Annotated in this window: 19 protein-coding genes; 7 read left to right on the top strand and 12 right to left on the bottom strand. The window is 70.4% G+C overall.

From position 1 onward, the window contains the following. Nucleotides 1-597 (bottom strand): class I SAM-dependent methyltransferase, encoded by a 597-nt coding sequence (locus ACFMRZ_RS31120; protein WP_400181816.1) that lies wholly within the window; start codon nt 595-597, stop codon nt 1-3. A 167-nt stretch (nt 598-764) separates the two neighbouring features. On the opposite strand from ACFMRZ_RS31120, the gene ACFMRZ_RS31115 reads away from it, so the two are divergent. Both ACFMRZ_RS31115 and ACFMRZ_RS31110 read left to right on the top strand, forming a co-directional pair. Further along, the gene (locus tag ACFMRZ_RS31115; protein ID WP_400181815.1) at nt 765-1,643 is read left to right on the top strand and encodes a TIGR03619 family F420-dependent LLM class oxidoreductase; all 879 of its coding nucleotides are present in this window, start codon (nt 765-767) and stop codon (nt 1,641-1,643) included. A gap of 146 nt (nt 1,644-1,789) precedes the next feature. Then, nucleotides 1,790-2,200, top strand: a complete 411-nt coding sequence (locus tag ACFMRZ_RS31110) for a hypothetical protein (RefSeq protein ID WP_280271196.1) — start codon at nt 1,790-1,792, stop codon at nt 2,198-2,200. A gap of 6 nt (nt 2,201-2,206) precedes the next feature. Here the strand turns inward: ACFMRZ_RS31110 and ACFMRZ_RS31105 are convergent, their stop codons facing one another. Beyond that, complete coding sequence (locus ACFMRZ_RS31105) at nt 2,207-2,923, bottom strand: SDR family NAD(P)-dependent oxidoreductase (RefSeq protein ID WP_400181814.1); 717 nt, start codon at nt 2,921-2,923, stop codon at nt 2,207-2,209. 67 nt (nt 2,924-2,990) lie between these two features. Here ACFMRZ_RS31105 and ACFMRZ_RS31100 point away from each other — a divergent pair, with 67 nt between their 5' ends. Then, nucleotides 2,991-3,503, top strand: a complete 513-nt coding sequence (locus ACFMRZ_RS31100; protein WP_280271194.1) for a MarR family winged helix-turn-helix transcriptional regulator — start codon at nt 2,991-2,993, stop codon at nt 3,501-3,503. A gap of 126 nt (nt 3,504-3,629) precedes the next feature. On the opposite strand, the gene ACFMRZ_RS31095 is transcribed toward ACFMRZ_RS31100, so the two are convergent. Next, complete coding sequence (locus tag ACFMRZ_RS31095) at nt 3,630-4,880, bottom strand: erythromycin esterase family protein (protein ID WP_400181813.1); 1,251 nt, start codon at nt 4,878-4,880, stop codon at nt 3,630-3,632. Between the two features lie 108 nt (nt 4,881-4,988). Next, on the bottom strand, nt 4,989-5,453 hold the full coding sequence (locus ACFMRZ_RS31090) for a DUF6194 family protein (RefSeq protein WP_280271192.1): 465 nt from the start codon (nt 5,451-5,453) through the stop codon (nt 4,989-4,991). Between the two features lie 62 nt (nt 5,454-5,515). Between ACFMRZ_RS31090 and ACFMRZ_RS31085 the strand changes: the two genes are divergently transcribed. Then, nucleotides 5,516-6,223, top strand: coding sequence for a MerR family transcriptional regulator (locus ACFMRZ_RS31085; RefSeq protein ID WP_400181812.1), 708 nt, complete (start codon nt 5,516-5,518; stop codon nt 6,221-6,223). Nucleotides 6,224-6,846: 623 nt separating this feature from the next. On the opposite strand, the gene ACFMRZ_RS31080 is transcribed toward ACFMRZ_RS31085, so the two are convergent. The 4 genes from ACFMRZ_RS31080 to ACFMRZ_RS31065 form a co-directional block, all read right to left on the bottom strand. Further along, the gene (locus ACFMRZ_RS31080; RefSeq protein ID WP_280271190.1) at nt 6,847-7,359 is read right to left on the bottom strand and encodes a hypothetical protein; all 513 of its coding nucleotides are present in this window, start codon (nt 7,357-7,359) and stop codon (nt 6,847-6,849) included. 285 nt (nt 7,360-7,644) lie between these two features. Then, nucleotides 7,645-10,671, bottom strand: coding sequence for an alpha-mannosidase (locus ACFMRZ_RS31075; protein WP_400181811.1), 3,027 nt, complete (start codon nt 10,669-10,671; stop codon nt 7,645-7,647). 78 nt (nt 10,672-10,749) lie between these two features. Beyond that, complete coding sequence (locus tag ACFMRZ_RS31070) at nt 10,750-11,061, bottom strand: hypothetical protein (protein ID WP_400181809.1); 312 nt, start codon at nt 11,059-11,061, stop codon at nt 10,750-10,752. 216 nt (nt 11,062-11,277) lie between these two features. Further along, the gene (locus tag ACFMRZ_RS31065) at nt 11,278-11,862 is read right to left on the bottom strand and encodes a TetR/AcrR family transcriptional regulator (protein ID WP_400181808.1); all 585 of its coding nucleotides are present in this window, start codon (nt 11,860-11,862) and stop codon (nt 11,278-11,280) included. 150 nt (nt 11,863-12,012) lie between these two features. Here ACFMRZ_RS31065 and ACFMRZ_RS31060 point away from each other — a divergent pair, with 150 nt between their 5' ends. After that, nucleotides 12,013-12,888, top strand: coding sequence for an LLM class flavin-dependent oxidoreductase (locus ACFMRZ_RS31060; protein ID WP_400181807.1), 876 nt, complete (start codon nt 12,013-12,015; stop codon nt 12,886-12,888). Between the two features lie 161 nt (nt 12,889-13,049). Here ACFMRZ_RS31060 and ACFMRZ_RS31055 read toward each other — a convergent pair whose 3' ends face one another. Continuing rightward, the gene (locus ACFMRZ_RS31055; protein WP_400181806.1) at nt 13,050-14,186 is read right to left on the bottom strand and encodes a hypothetical protein; all 1,137 of its coding nucleotides are present in this window, start codon (nt 14,184-14,186) and stop codon (nt 13,050-13,052) included. Nucleotides 14,187-14,273: 87 nt separating this feature from the next. Here ACFMRZ_RS31055 and ACFMRZ_RS31050 point away from each other — a divergent pair, with 87 nt between their 5' ends. Further along, a complete protein-coding gene (locus ACFMRZ_RS31050; protein ID WP_400181805.1) occupies nt 14,274-15,041 on the top strand; it encodes a hypothetical protein in 768 nt (255 codons plus the stop codon). Between the two features lie 118 nt (nt 15,042-15,159). Here ACFMRZ_RS31050 and ACFMRZ_RS31045 read toward each other — a convergent pair whose 3' ends face one another. The 3 genes from ACFMRZ_RS31045 to ACFMRZ_RS31035 all read right to left on the bottom strand — a co-directional run bounded on the left by ACFMRZ_RS31045 (nt 15,160) and on the right by ACFMRZ_RS31035 (nt 18,671). After that, on the bottom strand, nt 15,160-16,068 hold the full coding sequence (locus ACFMRZ_RS31045) for a LysR family transcriptional regulator (protein WP_400181804.1): 909 nt from the start codon (nt 16,066-16,068) through the stop codon (nt 15,160-15,162). Between the two features lie 196 nt (nt 16,069-16,264). Then, the gene (locus ACFMRZ_RS31040) at nt 16,265-16,888 is read right to left on the bottom strand and encodes a hypothetical protein (RefSeq protein WP_400181803.1); all 624 of its coding nucleotides are present in this window, start codon (nt 16,886-16,888) and stop codon (nt 16,265-16,267) included. 199 nt (nt 16,889-17,087) lie between these two features. After that, entirely contained in the window at nt 17,088-18,671 is a 1,584-nt protein-coding gene (locus ACFMRZ_RS31035) for a serine/threonine-protein kinase (protein ID WP_400181802.1), read from the bottom strand. A gap of 316 nt (nt 18,672-18,987) precedes the next feature. On the opposite strand from ACFMRZ_RS31035, the gene ACFMRZ_RS31030 reads away from it, so the two are divergent. Beyond that, complete coding sequence (locus ACFMRZ_RS31030) at nt 18,988-21,408, top strand: nitrate- and nitrite sensing domain-containing protein (protein WP_400181801.1); 2,421 nt, start codon at nt 18,988-18,990, stop codon at nt 21,406-21,408.

Below are 21,408 nucleotides of genomic sequence, written 5' to 3'. Positions count from 1 at the left end.
TCAGCGACCGCGGCGGGCACGCAGGACCACGTCGTGGATGTGGTGCGTTCCGGCGGGCGGCGGTCCGGTGCGGGGGCGGGTTTCGGAAGTCTCGACGACCCAGCCGGAGTCGAGCAGGGCCGGAATGTCGGTGGGGTGATAGAACGCGGTGGGGTCGATGTCCTCGTGACCGGTGAGGTCGGCCGGGTCGTGGCCGACGAAGAGGAGGATGCCGCCCGGGGCCACGGCGTCGATCAGACCGCGCAGCGCGCGCGGGCCCGGTTGCCGAGGAAAGGGAAAGTACTGCACCGAGACCAGGTCGAAGGCCGCGGCGGGCATAGCCGTGGCGGTCAGGTCCGCGCGGGTCCAGGCGACCGCGCCCGGCCCCGGCACACCGACGGCCTCGGCGCGTTCCAGCGCGACCCGCGAAATGTCCACGGCGGTGACCTGCCAGCCCCGGCCTGCCAGCCAGCGCGCGTCACCACCCTCGCCACAGCCGACATCGAGCGCCTGTCCCGGCGGCAGGCCCGCGACCTCGGTGACCAGCACCGCGTTCGGCTCGCCGCTGAACAGTAGATCGCGGCTGCCGTACCGCTCGTCCCAGAACTGTGCGTCCATGATGGTTCGTCTCCTGACTGCCGAGGCCGGTGTCCGAACCGGCCGTCTCCAACCTGCCTCCGCCGCTACGGTTTCGACAAAGTTCTTTGCCGAATCGGCAAAGCCGTCCCTCTACCGATTGGTCATAAATATTGAACTCACCGGTTTTTCCAGCTAGCCTCACCGGCATGCTGGGATTCGCGCTGCCGCAATTCGGAAAGTCCGCCTACGACGACATCGCCCGCTTCGCATCGACAGCCGAGCGGCTGGGCGCGGGCAGCCTGTGGGTCGGCGATCGGCTCCTCGCCCCGACGCATCCGGTCCGGGGGTACGCCGGCACGGACAGCATCCCGGCGGAGTTCCGCACCGTCCTGGACCCGCTGGTCGCGCTGACGGTCGCGGCGACGGCGACCACGACCGCGCGGCTGGGCAGCAATGTGCTTGTCGCGCCGTGGTATCCGCCCGTCGCCCTGGCCAGGCAATTGACCAGCATCGATGTGGTCAGCGGCGGCCGGTTGCTGCCCGGGTTCGGCATCGGCTGGTCGCCGGAGGAATTCGAGGCGGCGGGTGTGCCGCTGCGCGAACGCGGCGCCCGGCTCGATGAACTCCTCGACGTCCTGGCCGCGATGTGGACCACGAATCCGGTCGAGCACCGCGGTCGGCACTGGACCGTCCCGCCGTCGTGGGTGGATCTGAAACCGGCGCAGCGCCCGCACCCGCCGATCTATCTGGGAGCGTTCACCCCGCCGGGCCTGACCCGGGTCGGGCGGCGCGCCGACGGCTGGCTCGCGGTGGTGCAAGTGCCGGGCCGCACGCACCGCGCCGACGAACTCGAGCAACAGCGCGCGGTGATCGACGAAGCCGCCCGCGCCGCCGGTCGCGACCCGCGAGCCATCCACACGTTCGTGCGCGTCAATGTCGCCGCGGGCAGCCGGATCGAGCAGGTCGCCGAGACGCTGCGGTTGCTCACCGACAACGGCTACGAGGACACCTTCGTCGATCTGATGTTCGCCGTCTCCGGCATCGATGAACATCTGGAGTGGGCGGACCGGCTGCTCAATCCCTGACCTCGCGCAGGTCAGCCGCCTTTTGCCGCGATGTGCTGTGCCGCGGGCGAGCGATACGGGAGCATGGACGTGTGGTGCGCTGAGCGCCGCGGTGTTCTCTGATCGTGTCCGTGATCCACTTCCGCTACGCAGGAGGACCGAGATCCATGGCGACTTTTCGGAACTACCGACGTCCCGCCCTGATGGCGACCACCTTCGCGACGATGGGACTGGCCGTGGCGGCGACCGCCGCGCCCGCCCTGGCCGCCAACACCATCGACCTCACCGGCGTCGGCCCGGCAAATATCGGCGTCGACTACAACTGCGAGGCCGCGGCCGGGGTGACCGCCATCCGCGCGATGGTCGGCGACCCGAACGCGGACAGCCCCTCGGCCTCCGGCGCCCAGGACCAGGTGACCTGCGACGGCACCCAGCAGACCGCCGTCATCGTGCTGGCCGGGGCGAACGGCGAACAGGCGCCGCTGTCGGCCGGGCAGACGGTCCAGGTGCGAGTCGCGCTGGTGGACGCCAACGACATCGTCGTCACCGGACAGGCGAAGGTGGTCTCGCTGCGGTGATCCCGTTCAGCGGGTGGTGTACGCCCCGCCGTTGAGATGGATCGTCTGCCCGGTGAGGTGGCGGGCCTGCGGCGAGGCCAGGAACTCGACCAGCCCGGCCATCTCCTCGGGCCGCCCCGGCCGCTTGTCGTGGGTGGCCGCGACGAGCTGGGAGAGTCGTTCGTCGGTGAGACGGCCCTGAAAGAAATCGGTGTCCTCGATGTATCCGGGGGACACCGCGTTCACCGTCACCCCGGCTGGGCCGAGCTGCGCCGACAGGCCCGCCGACCAGGCGGCCAGGGCCGCCTTGGCCGCGCCGTAGGAACTCGCGGCGTGCTCGGCGCCGATCGACCCGATATTGATCACCGACCCGCCCGAGCGCAGCCGATCCCGCAGGGCCGTGGTGGTGAGGACCGCGCTGAGCAGGTTCGCGGACAGGTTGTCGCGCCAGCGCCGCGCGGTCGCCGCCAGTGACTCCGGTTCGGGGCCCGCGAAATCGGCATTGCCCCCGGCCATGTTCACCAGCACATCCACACCCGGGCCTACCTGCGTAGCGAAGCTCTCGACACTCGCCGGATCCGTTGCGTCGCATTGGATTCCGAGCACACCCAGCTCGTCGGCGGTCCGCCGCACGCGGTCGGAGCGTCCGGTGATCACCACCTCCTCCCCCAGCTCGGTGAAGCGCCGCGCGACCGCTCGCCCGAGCCCGCGGCTGCCGCCGGTCACCACGATCGTTCTCGCCATCGGTTCCCTTCCGTCGGATATATTTAGCGCTAAACATACACCGCTCGGGAGAATCGGGACAATACGAATGACACTCGACACAGTGCCGACGGCGGCACAGATCGCCGCGGCCTGGGAACGCGAATTGCCCGGCGCGCGAACCCGATCCATCGAGATCATCACCCCGCTGTGGGGCGTGGCGAAGCTGCTCGCCGACGAGCGGCAGCGCACTCTGCAGCGGCTCGGCATCGACGAGTCGACCCTCGATCTGCTCAGCACCCTGCGCCGGGCGGGCCCGCCATATCAACTCACCACCCGGCAGATCACCGGCCGCAGTCTGGTCACCGCCGGGGCCATCTCACAGCGCCTGGCGCGCGCCGAGGCCGCGGGACTGATCACGCGCGCACCGACCACCTCGTCCCGGCGCGGCATCCTGGTCACGCTGACCGATGAGGGGCACGAGGTGATCGGGCGCGTGGTGCGCGAATTGCTGGACTACGAAACAACTCTCACCGATCGGCTCACCGGTGCTCAGCAGGCCGCACTCACCGACGCCCTGCGCTGCCTCGCCGCGGCAGTGCGGCCCGGGCACGAGTTGTAAACCGTCACAGCTGCCTTGCCGCGAGCAGTGCTGCCCGGCCACGAGTTGTCAACCGGCGCAACTGCCTCGCCGCGGCAGTGCTACCAGATCACGGGTTGTGAACCGCCGCAACGGGTTACCTCGCGTCTAAGCAGGCTGCGCGGAGTCGAATTCCGGCAGCCATCGGACCGGCGCGGTCTCGCGGATGTGGATCAGCACATCGAAAGCGCCGTGCAGGGAGGACAATCGCAGCCGGGCGTCGGCATCCTTGGCGGGGTCGTAGACGCCACTGATCACCCGGGCCTGCGCCGGTCCCTGCCGCCACTGTTCGGCCGCGGCCGGGACCTCGCCGCGCAGATCGACGTAGAACGCGGGCAGGTCGACCGCCGCCAGGGTCGCGTCGATCAGATCGGGCGCGGGCACTGGCGCGGTGGCGACGCCGAGGTCGCCGTGGTGGAAACCGACGGCCACCGACGCGTACCGCGAGCCGAAGTGCCGCCGCAGATGCGCGCCCGCACCGATGAAGGTGTCGGCATCCGCCCCGCCGACCTCGATCGCCAGTCCGGCCGTGTGCGCGAGGCCGTCCCAGTAGACGATGCGCACGCCTGTGGCGTCGTGCCGGTCGATGATGGTCTGCGCCGACGGTCGTTCGTCGCGGCCGAACCCGCCGAGTCCGGCGACGCTGTTCTCGTGGAAGGTGACGATGCGACGGACCCGCTCGATCGCCTCCGCGTGCTCGGCCGCGGCCTCGCCGCCCGGCGACAGCGACTCCAGCAGCGCCAGCGCGTCGCGCGCGTGCTCGGCGAACGGGCGGCCCGGGTGGATGCCCTGGTGCCGCTGGACGTGCTCGTCGATGCGGTGCGCGGTGCGGATGACCGACAGATACGCCTCGAGTTCCGCGACCCGCTCCGGCGCAATCCGCCGGACGTGCTCGAGCGCGACATCGTAATCGGCGAGCTGCGCCGCGACCGGCTCGACGCCGAACACGCGCACCCGATCGTCCGGGTGGGTCCGGTTGAACTCCCGGATCCATTCCAGCGTGGCCACCGTTTCGGCGGTGCGCCAGGGCCGCCACGCCTGCGCGAGCACCGAGCGCGCGTCCCCGGCGCCGGTCGCGACATACGCGTCGATGCGCTCGCCCGACGGCACGGAATCCTGGATCGCGAGGGCCCGGAACCCGTGCTCGGTCACCAACCGGCGAAACAGGCGGTCCCGCACGCCGTAGGTCTGCCGGGAGAACCGAGTCGACTCCCCGATCCCCACGACTGTCGCCGTCGCCAAGCTGTCGGCCAGGGCGTTCAGGTCGGCGCCCGTGTCGGTGGAATCGGTGCCGAGCACGGGGCGCGCGGCCGCGCGCAGCCACTCGTGCGGTGCCGTGTCGGTGATCGTGGTGGTCATGCGGTCCTCCCGGATCCTCGGTGTGCCGAACGCCTCAGCCTCACTCCTCAACAATGGTTGAGGTCAAGCCGTGCGGCACGGTGATCCGGGTCGCACCTTCGAGCGGCGCTACTCGCTGCGCCGCCGGTAACGCGTGCGAGCGCGGTCGTGGGCGGCACGGAGCAGTTCCCGGATCGGCTCCCGGGTGCGCGGCCCGGGATCGACCACGGCCAACCAGCCCGCGCCGCCGTAGACAGGATGGGCCAGCACGGTGTCACCGATACCGGAATCGCCACCGCGACTTGCGCTTTCGCGTGGCGGGTAGCCGGTCCACGCGGTGAAGGCGTCCTTACCGGCGCTGATGTTCACGCGGAAGGCGCCGGGCCGATCCAACCGGGAACCGCGATCGTCGGGGTAGTCCTTGGTCACGATGGTCGCGAACGGCTGGGTCGCGGTCGGCACCCGGCCGTCGGGCGCGTAGTAGAAGAACACGTCGCCCCAGGCGATCTCGGGAGTGCCGTCGCCGGGGCCCGGCCGCAGCACCAGCACTCCGCCGAGCGATTCGATGAACTCGATGATCTCGTCGATACTCACGCATTCCAGCGTTACATTGAAGTGCTTGTGGAGACTCCGGGCCGAATTGCCGAGGTGATCGAGTGAGAAGTCGCAACTCGCCGAATCTGCGGACGGTCGATGTCGCCCGCCGCGCCGGCTACTCCGTACAGCAGATCCGCAATCTGGAGCGCCTCGGCGTACTGCCTCCGGCGGCGCGCACCGACAGCGGTTACCGGATCTACGACGAATCCCATGTGCACGCGGCGCGCGCCTATCGAGCGCTGGCGGCTGGCGCGGGACCGGTCGAGGCCAAGGAGATCGTGCGCGCCGCCCATCGACGCCCCGTCACCGGCATGCTCGCGCTACTGGACGCGGCCCATGCCCGCCTGGACCGCGAGCGCCGCGATCTCGCACTGGCCGCCGCGGCCGTCCGCGCCATCGCCGAGGAGCCACTCGCGGACACCCGGCCCTCGGACGCGATGACCATCTCCGAACTGGCCGGCGCGCTCGGCGTGCGCCCCTCGACACTGCGGCACTGGGAGTCCGTGGGACTCGTTGCGCCCGGCCGATATTCGACCCGCGCCCGCAGATACACGCCCGACGACGTGCGGGACGCGCGCCTCGTGCACCAACTCCGCCTCGCCGGATACCGCATCCCCGCACTCCGCGACCTCTTGCCGCAACTGCGGAACGCGTTCCGGGGCAACGACGTTCGCGCTGCTCTGGCCGCCAGAGAGGCAAGCATCGACACGCGCTCCCGCGCCCTGCTCGACGGCTCGGCCGCACTCGCCCGCCTACTCGACTCCTGAGCCGCAGCGCCCCCACCAGGGATGGGCTCGTTCCACCCAACCGAAACTTCTGAACCGCAGCACCCGCCGCCAGACGATGCACTCCCTCACCCGGACCGCCACGGTCGACGATGTCCTACACCTCGCCAACGGCATAGCCGCGGCCACCGAATCCCTCCCCGGCCCAGCCCAGCGCGCCGAAGCCTTGGTCGACCTCATAGCCCACGGCCTATTGCGGTCGAATGAGTAAACCCACCCAGCAAGTTCGCTCTACCGGCAAACGAAACCCGGTCTGACACAAGCCGGCTCAGCCCAACACCAGCCTGATGCAAGTAAACCGAGCCGCAGCAAGCAGACCGGTCCGGCGCAACCGAACCAGGTGACGCAAACCAATCCGCCCCACACAACCGAATCCAGCCCACCGCAAACCAACATGCCCCGCACAACCGAACTTGGCCCGCCGCAAGCAATCTGCCCGACACAACGGAACCCGGCCCGACACAACCAACCTGCCCGGCACAACGGAGCCCGGCCCGGACGAACCGAGCCGGGCCTGGCGCCGGGTCAGCGGGCCGGGCGCCGGGTCAGCGGGCCGGGCATCTGGTCAGCGGGCCGGGCATCTGGTCAGCGGGCCAGGCATCGGGTCAGCGAGATGGGGGCAGCATGAGGACTGGGTCGTACACGGTGACCAGGACGATGATGTCGCCGTAGGGTGCCGTGCCGCGGGCCAGGCGATGGGCCATGCGAGCCAGGGGAATCTGCCAGCGGTATTTGGCGTCCAGCTCCGACTGGACGAAGGGGACCAAAGTGCCGCCGGTCACCACCTGGGCGCGTCCCTGCAGTTGATGCGATCCGAGGACGGGACTGCCGCGCCAATCACCGGGCTGCACGACGACCCGGCCGTCGCGCGCCAATTGCTCGGCCTCGGGTGCGTAGGAGGAGGTGCGGAACGCGAGTTGGTTGTGCCCGATCGGTACCACCAGCCGCGGTGTCGTCACCAGTTGCTGCGGGCCTGCCACCCGCGTCACCAAGACCGTCTTCGCCTGCTGCCAGATGTTCCGCGGACCCGGCCCACCGGCCGTCGGCTGCGGAACGGCGCCGGGATCCGGCTGGGCGACCTGCCGGGCGGTCGGAACATCGACCAGGGTTCCTGTCATCACATTCGATCCTTTCCGGTGCCGGTATCACCGGCCGGGTCTCGGGCACCACGACCCGGCCACCGCGTCTGCCGCGGGGTGATCGTTTGCCGGAACGCCGCTATTACAGACCGTCCAGTTGGTCTAACCGGCGAACGCGGGACCATACGGGTCCGCCACAGATTCGTCGCCGATGTCGAAGCCGCGCCCGACACTGCCCGAGCGTCGTCGGCCGGCTACCTCCGATACTCCACGCACCTCGACGACCCGGCAACAACGCTGATCAAAGGGCGTCCGAAGCGCGGCTCAGGATTTCGGTGCACGGGCGAACCGGAGGGTCACGAGCTGGAAAGGCCGCAGCCGCAATCGAACCCCGGCACCCTCCGCCACCGCGACGGCAGCCTCGGGCAGCGGTCGCTCCAGCAAATCGCAGACCCGGAATCCGGTGGCCTCGAAACCCGGTGTCACCACTGTCGAAGCGCGGCCGCCGTGCGCCTCGTAGACGCGCAGCACGACGTCGCCGCTGCCGTCGTCGGCGAGTTTGACGGCGCTGGTCACCACCGCGTCGTCGGCAACGGTGAACAGGGGTGCGACGGGTTCGGCGAGACCGCCCGACCGCCACGGGAGGTTCACGCGATAGCCCGCCCGCACCGCATCGCCGATCGAGGCGCCCGGCAGCAGTACGTGCCGGAACCGGTGATCGCCGTGGTCGGTCTCCGGGTCGGGGAAGCGCGGCGCGCGCAACAGGGAGACCCGAAGTGTCGTCGTGGTGCCACCGTCGGCGCGGACCGTGCGGTTGACATCGTGGCCGTAGGTGGAGTCGGTGGCCACCGCCACGCCCCAGCCCGGCTCGGCGAGGTGGACGAAGCGGTGGTTGCACGCCTCGAACTGCGCGTACTCCCAGCTGGTATTGGTGTGCGTGGGCCGGTAGAAGTGGCCGAACTGGGTCTCCGAGGCGTACCGGTCGGCGCGAATGTCCAGGGGGAAGGCCAGTTTGAGGAACTTCTCGGTCTCGTGCCACTCGACCCGCGTGTCGATGACCAGGGCCCGCTCGCCGGAGCGCAGCGTCACCGCTTGCTCGACCCTGGACGCGCCGAACGAGCGGCCGACCCGCACCTGCGCCGAAGTCGGCGTATCCGCTTCCGCCACAACAAAATCCACATCGGTGAGGTCGGTGACCCGGTTGCGATAGAAGCGGTCGACATCCCACGCGTCCCACGCGTTCGGCAGGTCCGGATGCAGCTGGAGCAGGTTGGCGGCCGCGCCCGGAGGCAGTGTCTCGCGCCGATTCTCGAGGTCGTAGACCGATACGACGAGGCCGCGTTCGTCCACTTCGGCTCGCAGCAGCCCGTTGTCGAGAACGAATCCCCCACCCGGACGCTCGGCCGGTACGCAGGGAGCGCCCTGCTCGGCGGGGGCCGCCGCGCCACCGGCCGGGACCGATCGCCACTCGTGCGGCGTCGCATTGCAGAGGTTGGGACCGGGCCGTCCGCCGCCGAGCGCCGACTGTGCGTGCTCGATGACGGCCGTCAGTTCCGCGGCGACCTCCGCGTACGTTCGCTCGGCCTCGCGATGCACCCAGGCGATCGACGAGCCGGGCAGGATGTCGTGAAACTGGTGCAGCAACACCGCTTTCCAGAGCCGATCGAGTTCGGCGTACGGGTACGCGAAGCCTTCGCGCACGGCCGCGGTGGCCGCCCACAGCTCGGCCTCCCGCAACAGGTGCTCGCTGCGCCGATTGCCCTGCTTCGTCCTCGCCTGACTGGTCAGTGTGCCGCGGTGTAGTTCCAAGTACAGCTCGCCGACCCACACCGGCGGGTCCCGATACTCGGCCTCGGCGCGGGCGAAGAAGCCGGCGGGCTTGTCCCACCGCACTTTCGGCGAGCCTTCCAGGTCGCGCAGCCGGGCGGCCCTCGCGATCATCTCCCGCGTCGTCCCGCCGCCGCCGTCGCCCCAGCCCGTCGGCGCCAGCGACATCGAGGCGCGGCCCTTGTCCCTGAAATTCCTTGCCGCGTGCGCGATCTCGCTGCCGTGCAGCGCGCAGTTGTAGGTGTCGACCGGCGGGAAATGGGTGAAGATCCGGGTGCCGTCGATACCCTCCCAGAGGAAGGTGTGGTGTGGGAACCGATTGACCTGGCTCCACGAGATCTTCTGCGTCAGTAGCCATTTCGAACCCGCCGCCTTGATGATCTGCGGCAGCCCGGCGGCGAAGCCGAAGGTGTCGGGCAGCCAGGCCTCCTCGTTCTCGATCCCGAACTCGTCCAGGAAGAACCGCTTGCCGTGCACGAACTGCCGCGCCATCGCCTCCGAACCCGGCATATTCGTATCGGACTCGACCCACATGCCGCCGGTCGGTACGAAGCGCCCCTCCGCGACGGCCGTCACGATCCGCTCGTAGACCTCCGGACGTGTGCACTTGACGAAGTCGTACTGCGCGGCTTGCGACATGGCGAAGACGAATTCGGGCTCGTCGGAGAGCAGCGCCGTCATATTGGCGGTGGTGCGCGCCACCTTGCGGGCCGTCTCGCGCAGCGGCCACAGCCACGCCGTGTCGATGTGCGCGTGGCCGACCGCGATCACGGTGTGCGCGGACGGTGTCGCGGGCGCGGTGAGCGCCTCGGCCAGACAGGCGCGGGCCGCCGCCGCGGTGTCGCCGACCCGCAGGGGGTCCACGGCATCCAGAGCCCGGTCGATCGCGCGGACGAGATCGTAGCGGCGGGCGGAATCCTCGGGCAGTTCGTGCATCAGCTCGCCGAGCACTTCCAGATCCTGCACCAGGTTCCAGACCTCGTCGTCGAAGATCACGAGATCCATCCGGCCCAGGCGATACCGGGGTTCGACGCCGGCGGTGGCCTTGTCGCCGAGCGGGGTCGGGCCGAAGAACGGGATGATCGGGTTCGAGGCCGCCTCGACATGCAGCAACACCTGCTCGCCGCCGACCGCCGGGGCCGCCACGCGCACCCACCGGCTGCGCGGATGCAGACCCTTCACCGGCGACCCGTCCGGGCGATAGATCAGGCCCTCACACTGAAAGCCCGTCATGGTCTCGTCGAAGCCCAGATCGATGACGGCCTCGACGGTCCGGCCCGACCACGCGGCAGGTACCGTCCCCTCGACCGTGAGCCAGCTCGTGCCCCACGGCGCGCCCCAACGATCCCCGGTTTCGACGGGTGTCCGGGGCGCGGCCAAGCCCTCGGCCACCGACACCGGCTCGTCCGGCGCGACCCAGATCGAGGCCCGCAGCGGCACCGATTCGGGGTAGATCGCGGGGACTATCCGTTCCGTGAGGACCCGCCCGAGGCGATCCTCGACCAACCGGCGGTCATCGTGCATGGCGGTCGCCCCCTTCGGGCCACGGACGTCATCGGCGGGCCCTACCCATTCTCCATAGCGACCGGCGACGCCGCCTTTTCAGCCGCCCGTGGCTTCCCGCCCGGTCGACTGGCGGATCCCGTTACGCCGCGCGCCGTTCTCGTGAGCGAATTCGCCCGGCGCGTGCGTCGTCTCGGCCGCGCCCCGCTGCTCGCGGGCGTTCCGCCGCGCCGCGATCAGGTGCGGAACCGTTCCGAGTCCCGCCCCGAGCAGTGCGCAGGAGACCACGCCGACGACGAACGTCGGCACGCCGAGCGAGGATGCGGCGGGTGTCAGGAGTCCGAGGCCGAGCGCGAACACCAGCACAGCGACGGACGGTAGGACGAACAGGGCGATGAGTCGCTTGCTCATGAGATATCCCCCTTGCAGGACAAAGAGAATCGGCACGACCCGATAGCGGCCCGGGTGAGCGTCTCCCCCCGATGGAGACCGTCGCGCAAGATCATACTGACCGGCCGGACTGGCAGAACGCCAGTAGCGCGAGCAACTTTCGGGCAGATTAGGGACCAAAGTCCCTAAGGAGCCCGAGCGCCCAGAATCAACATCGAACGCGGTTCCGGTTGTGGTTCAGGTGCGGCGCAGGCCCGCGACGAGGAGTTCGACCATGCGGCGGGCGTCGTAGCGCGGGTCGGCGCCGGCGCCGATGCACAGGTTGCCGACGGCGCGCAGCAGTTCGTAGGCCTCCATGTCGGGGCGGATCTCGCCCGCCGCCGCGGCGGTGTCGAGCAGTTCGGCGCACACGGGGACGAGGCGGTCGAGGAAGTAGGCGTGCAGCGTCCCGAAGGCGGCGTCGTCGGACCGCAGCGCCTCGGCGAGGCCGTGCTTGGTAACGAGGAAGTCGACGAACAGGTTGAGCCAACGCGCCAGTGCCGCATGAGGAGTGCCGCAGGTCGCCGCGAGCGTCGGACCGGCCTCGGCGCAGGCCTCCACCTGATGCCGGTAGACCGCGACGATGAGATCGGCCCGCGTCGGGAAGTGCCGGTAGATCGTGCCGACGCCGACTCCGGCGCGGGCGGCGATATCGCGCACCGGCACGTCGACGCCGGACGCGACGAACGCCGCGGCGGCCGCGTCCAGCAGCGTCTCCTCGTTGCGCCGCGCGTCGGCTCGCTTGCGCGCGGCCGGTCTCGCGCCGCCCTCGTTGTCGGCCATCGCGCGGCCTCCTCCCTCACCACCACTTGGCAAGCGGAACACAGTTCCGTATGTTGGTTATCGGAACAAGGTTCCGCTTGCTCTCAGAATGCCACACCCGGCAGGACGCCGCCCGCTCTCGCTCGGCGCGGCCCGGAAGGACGAACGACCATGGCGCACAACCCCACTCCCAGCTTCGGCATCATGACGGCTCCGATGCAGGTCGACTACCACGACATCCTGCGGGTCTGGCACGAGGCGGACACCGTCCCCGAGATCGAACACGCGTGGTTGTTCGACCACCTGCTGCCGATCGCGGGCGATCTGAACGGGCCGATCCACGAAGGCTGGACGCTGCTGTCGGCCCTCGCCGCGCAGACCCGGCGGCTGCGCCTCGGACTGCTGGTGACCAGCAACCGTTTCCGGCCGCCCGCCGTGCTGGCCAAGATCGCCACCACGGTCGACATCGTCTCCGGCGGGCGGCTCGACTTCGGCATCGGCGCGGGTTCCCGGCCCAGCATCCCGATGGCGCGGCGCGAGTACGAGGCGCACGGCCTGCCATATCACGACGCCCGCCATGCCGTCGGAGATCTCTCGGAGGCCCTCACGGTGATCCGGCGATTGTGGACCGAGACCGAACCGTTCGACTTCCACGGCGAGTACGTGCGGCTCACCGGCGCGATCAGCAACCCGAAGCCCGTGCAGCGTCCGCACCCCCCGATCATGATCGGCGGCCGCTCGGCCGGAGTCCTGCGCCTGGTCGCCGAGCACGCCGATCTATGGAACATCCCGGGCGGCGACCTGGACGACTGCCTCGAGCGCAGCGCCCTGGTAGACCGCTACTGCGCGGACATCGGACGCGACCCCGCCACCATCACCCGCTCGATCTTCCTCCCGGTGTCCTACGACCAGCCGGACGACACCCGCAAGGCGATCCGCGCGGCCCTCGACGCCGGTTTCCCCCACATCGTCCTCGGCCTGCCATCCCCTTATCCCCCGCAGGTCGCACGCTGGGTCGCCGACGAACTCGTCACACCGTCGGTCTAACGCCCGACAGGTCAACCTCAGCGATTTACCTTGCGGCCGAAGGGCTTTGACAGCCGAAGTACAGTGCTCGCAGGCACGGTGGATTACACCACTATCGAAGGACGCGCCATACCACCACCCAATAGCGATGCCACTTATACTGGGCGGCAAGGCTTTCGGCGTCAGGGGCAAGCCGACCGCGCGGCATCCGGTGCTCGCGGCGGGGCATTGCCTGCCAAGTCCACCTCGATGAAGCGGGGGCGGTAGATGCTCGCGTGGCGGTATACGTCGCCGCCGGGGGTGGTGTCCAGGCTGTTTACGTTGTAGGAGATGGCAAGTCTTGTCGGGGTGGAGAATTCGGGGTGTGCGTGGGCGTTGTAGGTGTAGATGTCGGGGTCGTGGTAGGTGCCTGACGGGCCTGTTTCCGGCGTGATGTACAGAGTGGTGGCGGGGCCGAAAGGTCCTTGGGGCGTGGGGGCGTAGCGGCCGATGAGGCGGTTGCTGAAACCGTTGGCGCCGTCCATGGTGACGAGCAGGTATTCGGCCTCGCGCAGTCGGTGCACCGAGAACTCGGCATTGATGCCGTCGGTGACGCGGGCCGAATCGGCTTCGGCGGCCGACCATCCGTGTCCGGTCCAGAAGGTGAATTCGCCGCGCAGGTCGGTACCGGTCACGCGAGCCACGTGGAGATACTTACGGTCTCCGGCGATCTCGACGCCGTAGACGTACGTCCGGTCGCCCTCCGGCTGCACCCACTGCCCCCAGAGGATTCCGCGGGTTCGGGGCAGCGGCGTGACCGACACGGGCCGGTGCAGGTCGTGTGGGTCGAATCGCGCCACCGACGAGCCGGCGAAGGCGATGTCGAGCGCGCCCGGACCGGACGATGTCCACTCGGAAACCGGAACCTGAAGTGCGCCACCGAGATACGTCGCCGCGCCGAGCCAGAACCAGTGCGCCGGATCGGCGGGCGCGACGACGGCCGCCGGACGCTCGGCGGACCCGCCGAGGACGGTGGACCACCTGCCCTCGGCGTCGCGGACGACGAACGAGTTGTGCACGAACCCGGCATCCGGTGGTCTGCCCGGCGGGTCGATCGGGGGCAGGAAGGTGTCGGAGAAGGCGAAGACCTCGCGACCGTCCGGCAAGGCGGCCGACCAGGTCGAGTCGCCGCCGGTCCATCCCCGCCCGGAGTCGCCGTACGCCGTGACGGCCGCCGCCAGGCAGGTGAGCGGATGCGCCGCCACGACCATGAGACCGCGCGTCGGCCACGGGACGAACAATCCCAGCCCGGCGGCCGCGACCACCACGACGGCCGACAACCGGGTGAACCTTCCCGCTCGTGGTCCGCGTCGCATGGCTTCCCTGTCGTGTCATGGTGGCACCGGCGTCCGTTAGCATGCACGGCTGTGAGTGAGGGAGCGCGCGTGGGCCTGCTGTATCCCACCCCGAATGCCGGAGAGGACGACTTCCTCGATCTCGCAGGGCAACTCGAACCCGCGCTCGATGTCGAGGTCGTCTATGTACCGTGGCCCGACGACGTGGACGATCTGGCCGCGCTGACTCTCGCGCAGGTCATCGATGCGCTGCGGCGGCTGGGCTCGGTGGCGCACCTGGAGCGGGTGCTGCCCGAGGCGCTGGCGGGACACGATGTCGACGTGGTGGCCTTCGCCGTCACGAGCGCCAGCTTCCTGGACGGCGCGGCGGGGGTCGAGGAACAGTTGCGCGCCCTCGCCCGCATCAGCGGACGTCCGGCGACGAGCACCACGGCCGCGTACCAGCAGGCGATCCGCTACCTCGGCCTGCGCAAGGTCGCCTTGGCCTCGGTCTACGACGCGGACGTCTCCGACCACTTCGTCGAGCGCGTGCGCGAGGCCGGGGCCGAGATCGTGCGGCGCGTCGACGCCGCCGCGGGCTCGGACCGCGCCTTGGCCGCCTGGCCACCCGACCGGATCGTGGATCTCGTCCAGCGTTCCGCCGACCCCGCCGCGGAAGCCGTCCTGCTCCCCGAGACCGCCCTGCACGCCTGCCATCTCACCGGCGAACTCGAACGGGCCGCCGGTGGCCCGGTCCTGACCGCCACTCAGGTAACCCTGTGGTCGGCGGCCCGCCTGCTGAACGTGCCCGCCGTCTCCCCTACCGCGGGACCACTTTTCGCCCCCAACGGCACCGAATAACGAACAGCCACCACGGGATACCCACCCGCCACCCAATCACCACCGCGGCGGCGGTGTGCCGGATGCGTTGGTTTCTGAAATATGTTGCAGTGCTTCCCTTCTCACACCACGGCAGGCGCTATACAGCCAGGGGCTGAAGGGCGGCACGGATAGTGTCGCGGAGCCAGCGCTGTGCCGGGTCGGCATCCAGCCGAGCGTGCCAGGAGAGTTGGATCTCCACCTCCGGCAACGGGGCATTGATGGAGAACCAGCGCAGCCCCAGGGCGTGGCCGTGTTGTTCGGCGAGACGTTGCGGGACGAGGGCGACGTAGCCACTGGACGCGGCCAGGAACGCGGCGACGGGAAAGGTAGGGACGACGGCGGCGACGGTTCGCTGCAATCCCTCGGCCTCGAGCGCGTCGTCGAGCGGGCCGCGGGCGCGTCCTCGCCGCGACACCGAGACATGCGGGTGGCGGCACAATTGCGCCAGTGTGGGCCGCCGGTGCCGCCCGAGCGGGCTGGCGGTCCGGACCGTGCCGACCAAGCGTTCCCGGTACAGCGCGGCGGTGCGGATATCAGGCGCAGTGTCGTCGCCGACACCGATATCCAGATCGACCGAGCCGTCGCGGAGAGCCTCGGCGCTCTCGCTGCCCTCCGCGACGAAACGCAGCGTGACGCCGGGCGCGACCGCGGCCGTGGCCTCGACCACCGCCGGCGCCAGGGTCGCGGCGACCCCGTCGTTGATGCGAATCGTGAAGGTGCGCGCCAGTTCCGCGATCCGGACCTCACGGTCGGCGGTGATCAACGCCGACGCCTCCTCGAGCAGCGACCGCACCCGGGGCGCGGTGCGCAGCGCGAACGGCGTCGGCGCCATCCCCCGGCCCGCGCGCACCAGGATCGGATCGTTCATCGCCCGCCGCAACCGGCCCAGCGCTCGGCTGGTCGCGGGGATCGACAGATGCAGGCGCTCGGCGGCCGCCGTCACGCCGCCCTCCCGGAGCAGCGCGTCGAACACACGCAGCAGGTTCAGGTCCAGCTGATCCGCCATACTTGCATGTTACGCAAGCCACCATCATAGAAGTTGCGCCGTACGCGCTGTACCGGGCCGAATCCCTTACCCAGCATGCCATTCGACATCCGTCCCGTGCGGGCGCGCCGCAAGATCACCGCCCCGGGAGCTGCATCTCACCGCCGAAAACCCGTTGGCGCCCAGGCCACACACACCCGGGCGCCAACGGCACGCGTCAGTTGTAGACCGCTCCGAACGACGGCACCGAAATAGTGCCGAGCTGGTACTGGAAGCCGTCGGGGTTGGCGTCGCTCACCGGCACGGGCCAGCGGTGCCACAGGGTGCCGTAGACGGCGGCCACGACCATGCCGGGGCCGGGATCGAGGACGGCCGTGCGGATCGTGGTGTCGACCGGAATGTCCTGGTGCTCGATGAGGGTGTTGGTACCGCTGCGACCGTTGGACAGATTGAGCCACACCACGTCCAGCCGCGCGCCGCTCTGATTCGGCGCGATGGTCCCCGGACCGCCGAAGAACCCGAACCGGAATCCGTCCAGGCCGAGCGCGATTCCCGAACCGTAGACGCCGGGCCCGCCGCCACGGCCGATGTCGGACTGCGCGGGAATCTGGAACGGCTGCGCAGGCAGCGCCACGTCGAAACGCGCGGGCAGGGCGGCGGCGAGTCGGTCCACGGCCTGCTCGGCCGCCGGATTTCCGGCCGCGGCGGCGTGCAGGCTCTGCACGGCGACGGTCCAGTCCGGCGCCGGGTCAGCGGCGGCGGGCCCGGCCGCGAGTCCGGCGGCCATCAGCCCGGCCGCGACGGTCACGGTGAGACGGTGGGTGAAGCGGGGTCTGCGCATATCGGATCTCCTCGAATTGTGCTGTACCGCATGGACACCGGGTACGCCTCGATCGGAGCGTAAGGGTGCGGAGAGACCGGCATCCCTGCTCCGATGCACCCGATCCACGCATAAAAGCACTTTCCCGGCGGCGACGAGCGGGGGCTCGCCGTGGACCGGGCGGGATTTCGGCACTCCGCGCCCGCCGGTGCGCCCCAGACTAATAGGTCCGCAACGTCCGCACAGCGCCTTCGAAGAGGTCGTCGCCGCCGGTATTCAGCTCGTTGTCGATGGCCCAGTCGACGACGACGCGCCACGGCCGACCGTCCGCGTCGTAGAACAGTTCCCGCTTGCGCCACAGCTGCCCGGCGTCGCCCCGGAAGGTCATGGTGACGGACATGCTCGGCCGCCCGTTCACCGCCACCTCGGCGAGGGTCACCTGCTGTTCGGTGATCCTGGTGCTCTCCCGGTACAGCCGGTACCAGTAGTCCGCGCGCTCGCGGGGTGTCCCGGCGGGTACATCCCAGCGCAGCACCAGCAGTTCCTGATGGATCTGCCCCTTCGCCAGCTGGAACGCCACCCCGCCTCCGTGGTCGTACAGGTCGTACGGCTCGTAGGCGGCCGGGACGGCGATGGAGATGCCGCCCCTGCGCTCGGTCTTCCACCCGGCCGGCACCGCGGCGGAGGCAGTCCCCGTCCCGGAGCGGCCACCGAGATCACCGGCCCACACCGCCCCGACGACACCGGCGACCGTGACGACGACGGTGATCAGCGCGGCGACCGCGGTCCGGAGCCGGTTCGGGTGACCCGCGCGGAGACCTTTCCGAACCCGGAACCCCTTGCGCGACAAGCTTTCGCGCGCCGAGTCCGGGTCCGCGACGCGGGCCAGGACGGCGGCGGCCGCCGCGGCGCTCGGTCGCCTGCCGGGCTCCTTGTCGAGCAGCCCCATGATGAGATCCGACAGCTCACCGGCGTGCAACGGCGCCTGCGGGGCGGCGCGGAGCACGGCCTGCAGGGTGGCGTGCCGCGTCTGGCGCCAGAACGGCGAGAAGCCCTCGACCGCGGTGTAGAGCAGCGCGCCGAGCGCGAACAGATCCGATTCCGGACCCGGCACCCGGCCCAGCACCCGCTCCGGCGCGGTGTAGTCGGCCGAGCCGATGAGGGCGCCGGTGCGCGTCACCGGCGTCTCCCCCTCGATGTGGGCGATCCCGAAGTCGGTCAGCACGACCCGGCCGCCGGGGCCGAGCATGACGTTCGACGGTTTCACGTCGCGGTGCAGCACCTTGCGGGCGTGGGCGGCGGCCAGTGCGCGCACGATCGGGAGCCCGATCCGCGCGGCCGCCGCGGGTGAGAGCGTGCCGCCGGTCAGGACGTCGGCGAGCGTCCGGCCTTCGATCAGCTCCATGACGATCCAGGGCCGCCCGTCCTCGGAGATCACGTCGAAGATGGTGACCACCGCCGGATGGTCGATCTGCGCCGCGGCGCGGGCCTCGCGTTCCAGCCGCGCGAACGCCGTCCGCCGGCTCTCCTCGGGCAGCGGCTCCGGCAGGCGCGGCTCCTTGACGGCGACATCGCGGTCCATCACGGTGTCGTGGGCCCGCCACACGGTGCCCATCCCGCCCTGCCCGAGTCGCTCGGTCAGCCGGTACCGATTGCCCAGCAGCACACCGTCTTCGAGGATCTCCCCGTGCGCCCGGTCCGGAATCGTCTCCCGCCCGGGGTCCGGAAGGGCCGACGTCTCGGTGGGCACGCTCCACTTGCCGGCCTGGTCCGGCTGCGGCGGCACTGCCCGGGTGACGTCCATCGCTGCATGATTCTTCGCTGGTCCCGGGCACGAGGGTGATATCGGCGGAACCGCGCGGTGCGCGTGCCCGGCGCGGGTCAGTTTAACCCGGAATCCCCGCGGCGGTGCGGGATACGGCGTGGCCGGGCGCTCGGCAAAAAGTGTTACGCGTCAACAATGTTGGCGTTACATGGTCGGTTCGCGGTGTTTTCGCTACCCTCTGGGCGGAAGAAGTTAGGCGCCGTTCTGGTACAGCGGTGCAGAGGAGGTGGCACGTCGGTGACTCGGATGCCGATGCGGCCGGGCCGGTGCGAACTCGGGGACGGACGGATCAACTGTGAATAGTGGGCCGGATCTGCCCAAATATCGTCTGGGAATTACCGGTTGGGGCCGCCGCGGCGTCCGTGGCCGGGTCAGCGTCCGGGTCCGCCTGCTGGCGATCGTGCTCATCTCGAGTACGACGCTGCTGGTGATCGGCGTGGGCGCGGCCGCCTATCTGGTGCAGTCGGGCCGGGCGGCGAAGGAGTGGGCCGACCTGGCCAGCAGCACGACGACGCCCGCGATCCTGATGGTGCAGGCGTTCGAGGAGGAACGCCGGCTCTCGGTGCTGCACCTGGCCGGTGACCCGGACGCCCAGGCCCAGCTCACCACCGCCCGCGGGCATTCGGACCAGGCGCTGGCCGCGGTGATCGCCAAGGGCGACGCGGCCCGCAAGCTGAACCCCGACGGCTCGGCCGCCGATATCGAGGGCTACAACAAACTCTTCGCGCTGGTGCCGCAGCTGCGCGGCGGCGTGGACGCGCGCCAGGCGCCGCAGGAGGAGATCTTCGCGGCTTTCACCAGCATTATCGAGACCATCGTCGGGGCGTCGATGATCGCCGCGCGGGTCGCGCCCGACGCCGCCATCGCCATCGAACTCGGCTACGGCGTCGAGCCGCTGCGCGCCGCCGAGGCGCTGTCCAAGGCCGACACGCTCGGCGCGATGGCGCTCACCGTGGGCGAGCTGACACCGGCGCAGCTGACCGAATTCAACCGCTACGTCGGCGAATTCCGCGGCGCGGTCACGTATTCCGGCGGCGCGCTGAAGGGCACCCGGCTGGCGCAGCTGCGGGCGATCACCGACAGTCCGGCCTGGCAGCAGCTGACGGCCATGCAGGAGGCCGTCGTGCTGCGCGGGCCGGTAACGGCGGACGACACCCGTTCCTCGGAAAGCGGCCGGTCCCGCGACGCGCGGTCGACGCGCGCGGCCGACCTTCCCCTCGGCATCGCCGACTGGCAGCGGGTCTCCGTCGAGGTGAACTCGGCGCTGCTGCGGCTGTGGGAGGACCAGAGCCGCGACGCGCACGTCATCGCCCGCGAGCAGGGCGACGACACGGCGGCGCGCTCCCTGGCGGGCGGCGTGGCGGTGCTGGTGATCGCGACCCTGGCCTTCGTGGCCGCGCTGGTACTGGCCAACCGGTTCATCGGCCGGATGCGCCGCTTGCGCCGCGACACTTTGGAATTGGCCGATCAGCGGCTGCCCGGCATCATGGCGCGCCTGGAGGCCGGTGAGGCCGTCGACACGAAAGCGGAAGTGCCGCGCCTGGACTTCGGTACCGACGAACTGGGCCAGGTGGCCGACGCGTTCAACCGGGCCCACGTCGCCGCGGTGTCGGCGGCGGTCGCCGAGGCCACGACGCGCGCCGGGGTGAACACCGTGTTCCTCAACATCGCGCACCGCAGCCAGGTCGCGGTGCACCGGCAGCTGGCCCTGCTCGACCAGGCCGAGCGCCGGGAGGAGAACCCCGACCAGCTCGAATTGCTGTTCCAGCTGGACCATTTGGCGACTCGCGCCCGCCGCAACGCGGAGAACCTGATCATCCTCGGAGGCGAGCAACCCGGCCGCCGCTGGCGCAAACCGGTGCCGCTGCTGGAGATGATCCGCAGCGCGGTCGCGGAGAGCCTGGACTACACCAGGATTCAGACCGGACGGGTTCCGGAGGCGCGCGTCGCCGGCAAGGCCGTCGCCGACCTCATCCACCTGATGGCCGAGCTGATGGACAACGCCACCGCGTTCTCGCCACCGCAGGCGCGTGTCGAGGTGACCGCGACGACGGTCGGCCGCGGCGTGGCGGTCGAGATCGTCGATCAGGGCCTCGGCATGTCCGTCGACGAGATCGCCGAACGCAACCGGGTACTGGCCGAGCCGCCGGACTTCAGTGTGGCGGCGCTGTCCTCCGACACCCGATTGGGACTGTTCGTGGTCGCCAAACTGGCCACCCGCCACGGGATTTCGATCCGGCTGGGCGAGTCGGTCTACGGCGGTATCCGGGCGGTCGTGCTGATCCCGACCGCGCTGATCGAATCGGGCGAGCCCCGGCCGGGCGAGTACGCGCCGGACACCGGCGAGTATGCGGCGGTCGAGACGAGCGCCGCTGCGGAACCGGCCGTGCCGAACGGCAGCGCGGCGGAGGCTCCGGCCGCGTCGGCGTGGTTCGAGCCGGGACGGACGAGTGTCGCCGTCGCGGATCCTGCCGACGACAGCGAGGCCGTGACCGGACCGCAGTACCGGCCGCGGCCCGCGCCCGCCACCCCGGCCCGGCCACCGCTGCCCCGCCGCCGCCGGCAGGCCACCGCCGTGCACGACGAGCAGGCCGCTCCCGTGCCCGAGCCGCCGCGGGAGCGCACCGCCGACGAGGCGCGAAACCTGATGTCCGCCATCGAGGGCGGCACTCGCCGGGGTCGCCACATGCGCCCCGAACCGACCGACACAGAATGA

The organism is Nocardia sp. N2S4-5, from assembly GCF_044628355.1.
Taxonomy (GTDB): Bacteria; Actinomycetota; Actinomycetes; order Mycobacteriales; family Mycobacteriaceae; genus Nocardia; species Nocardia wallacei_B.
Note: the sequence above shows the minus strand (reverse complement) of the source record. Positions and strands in the feature narration are given on the sequence as shown.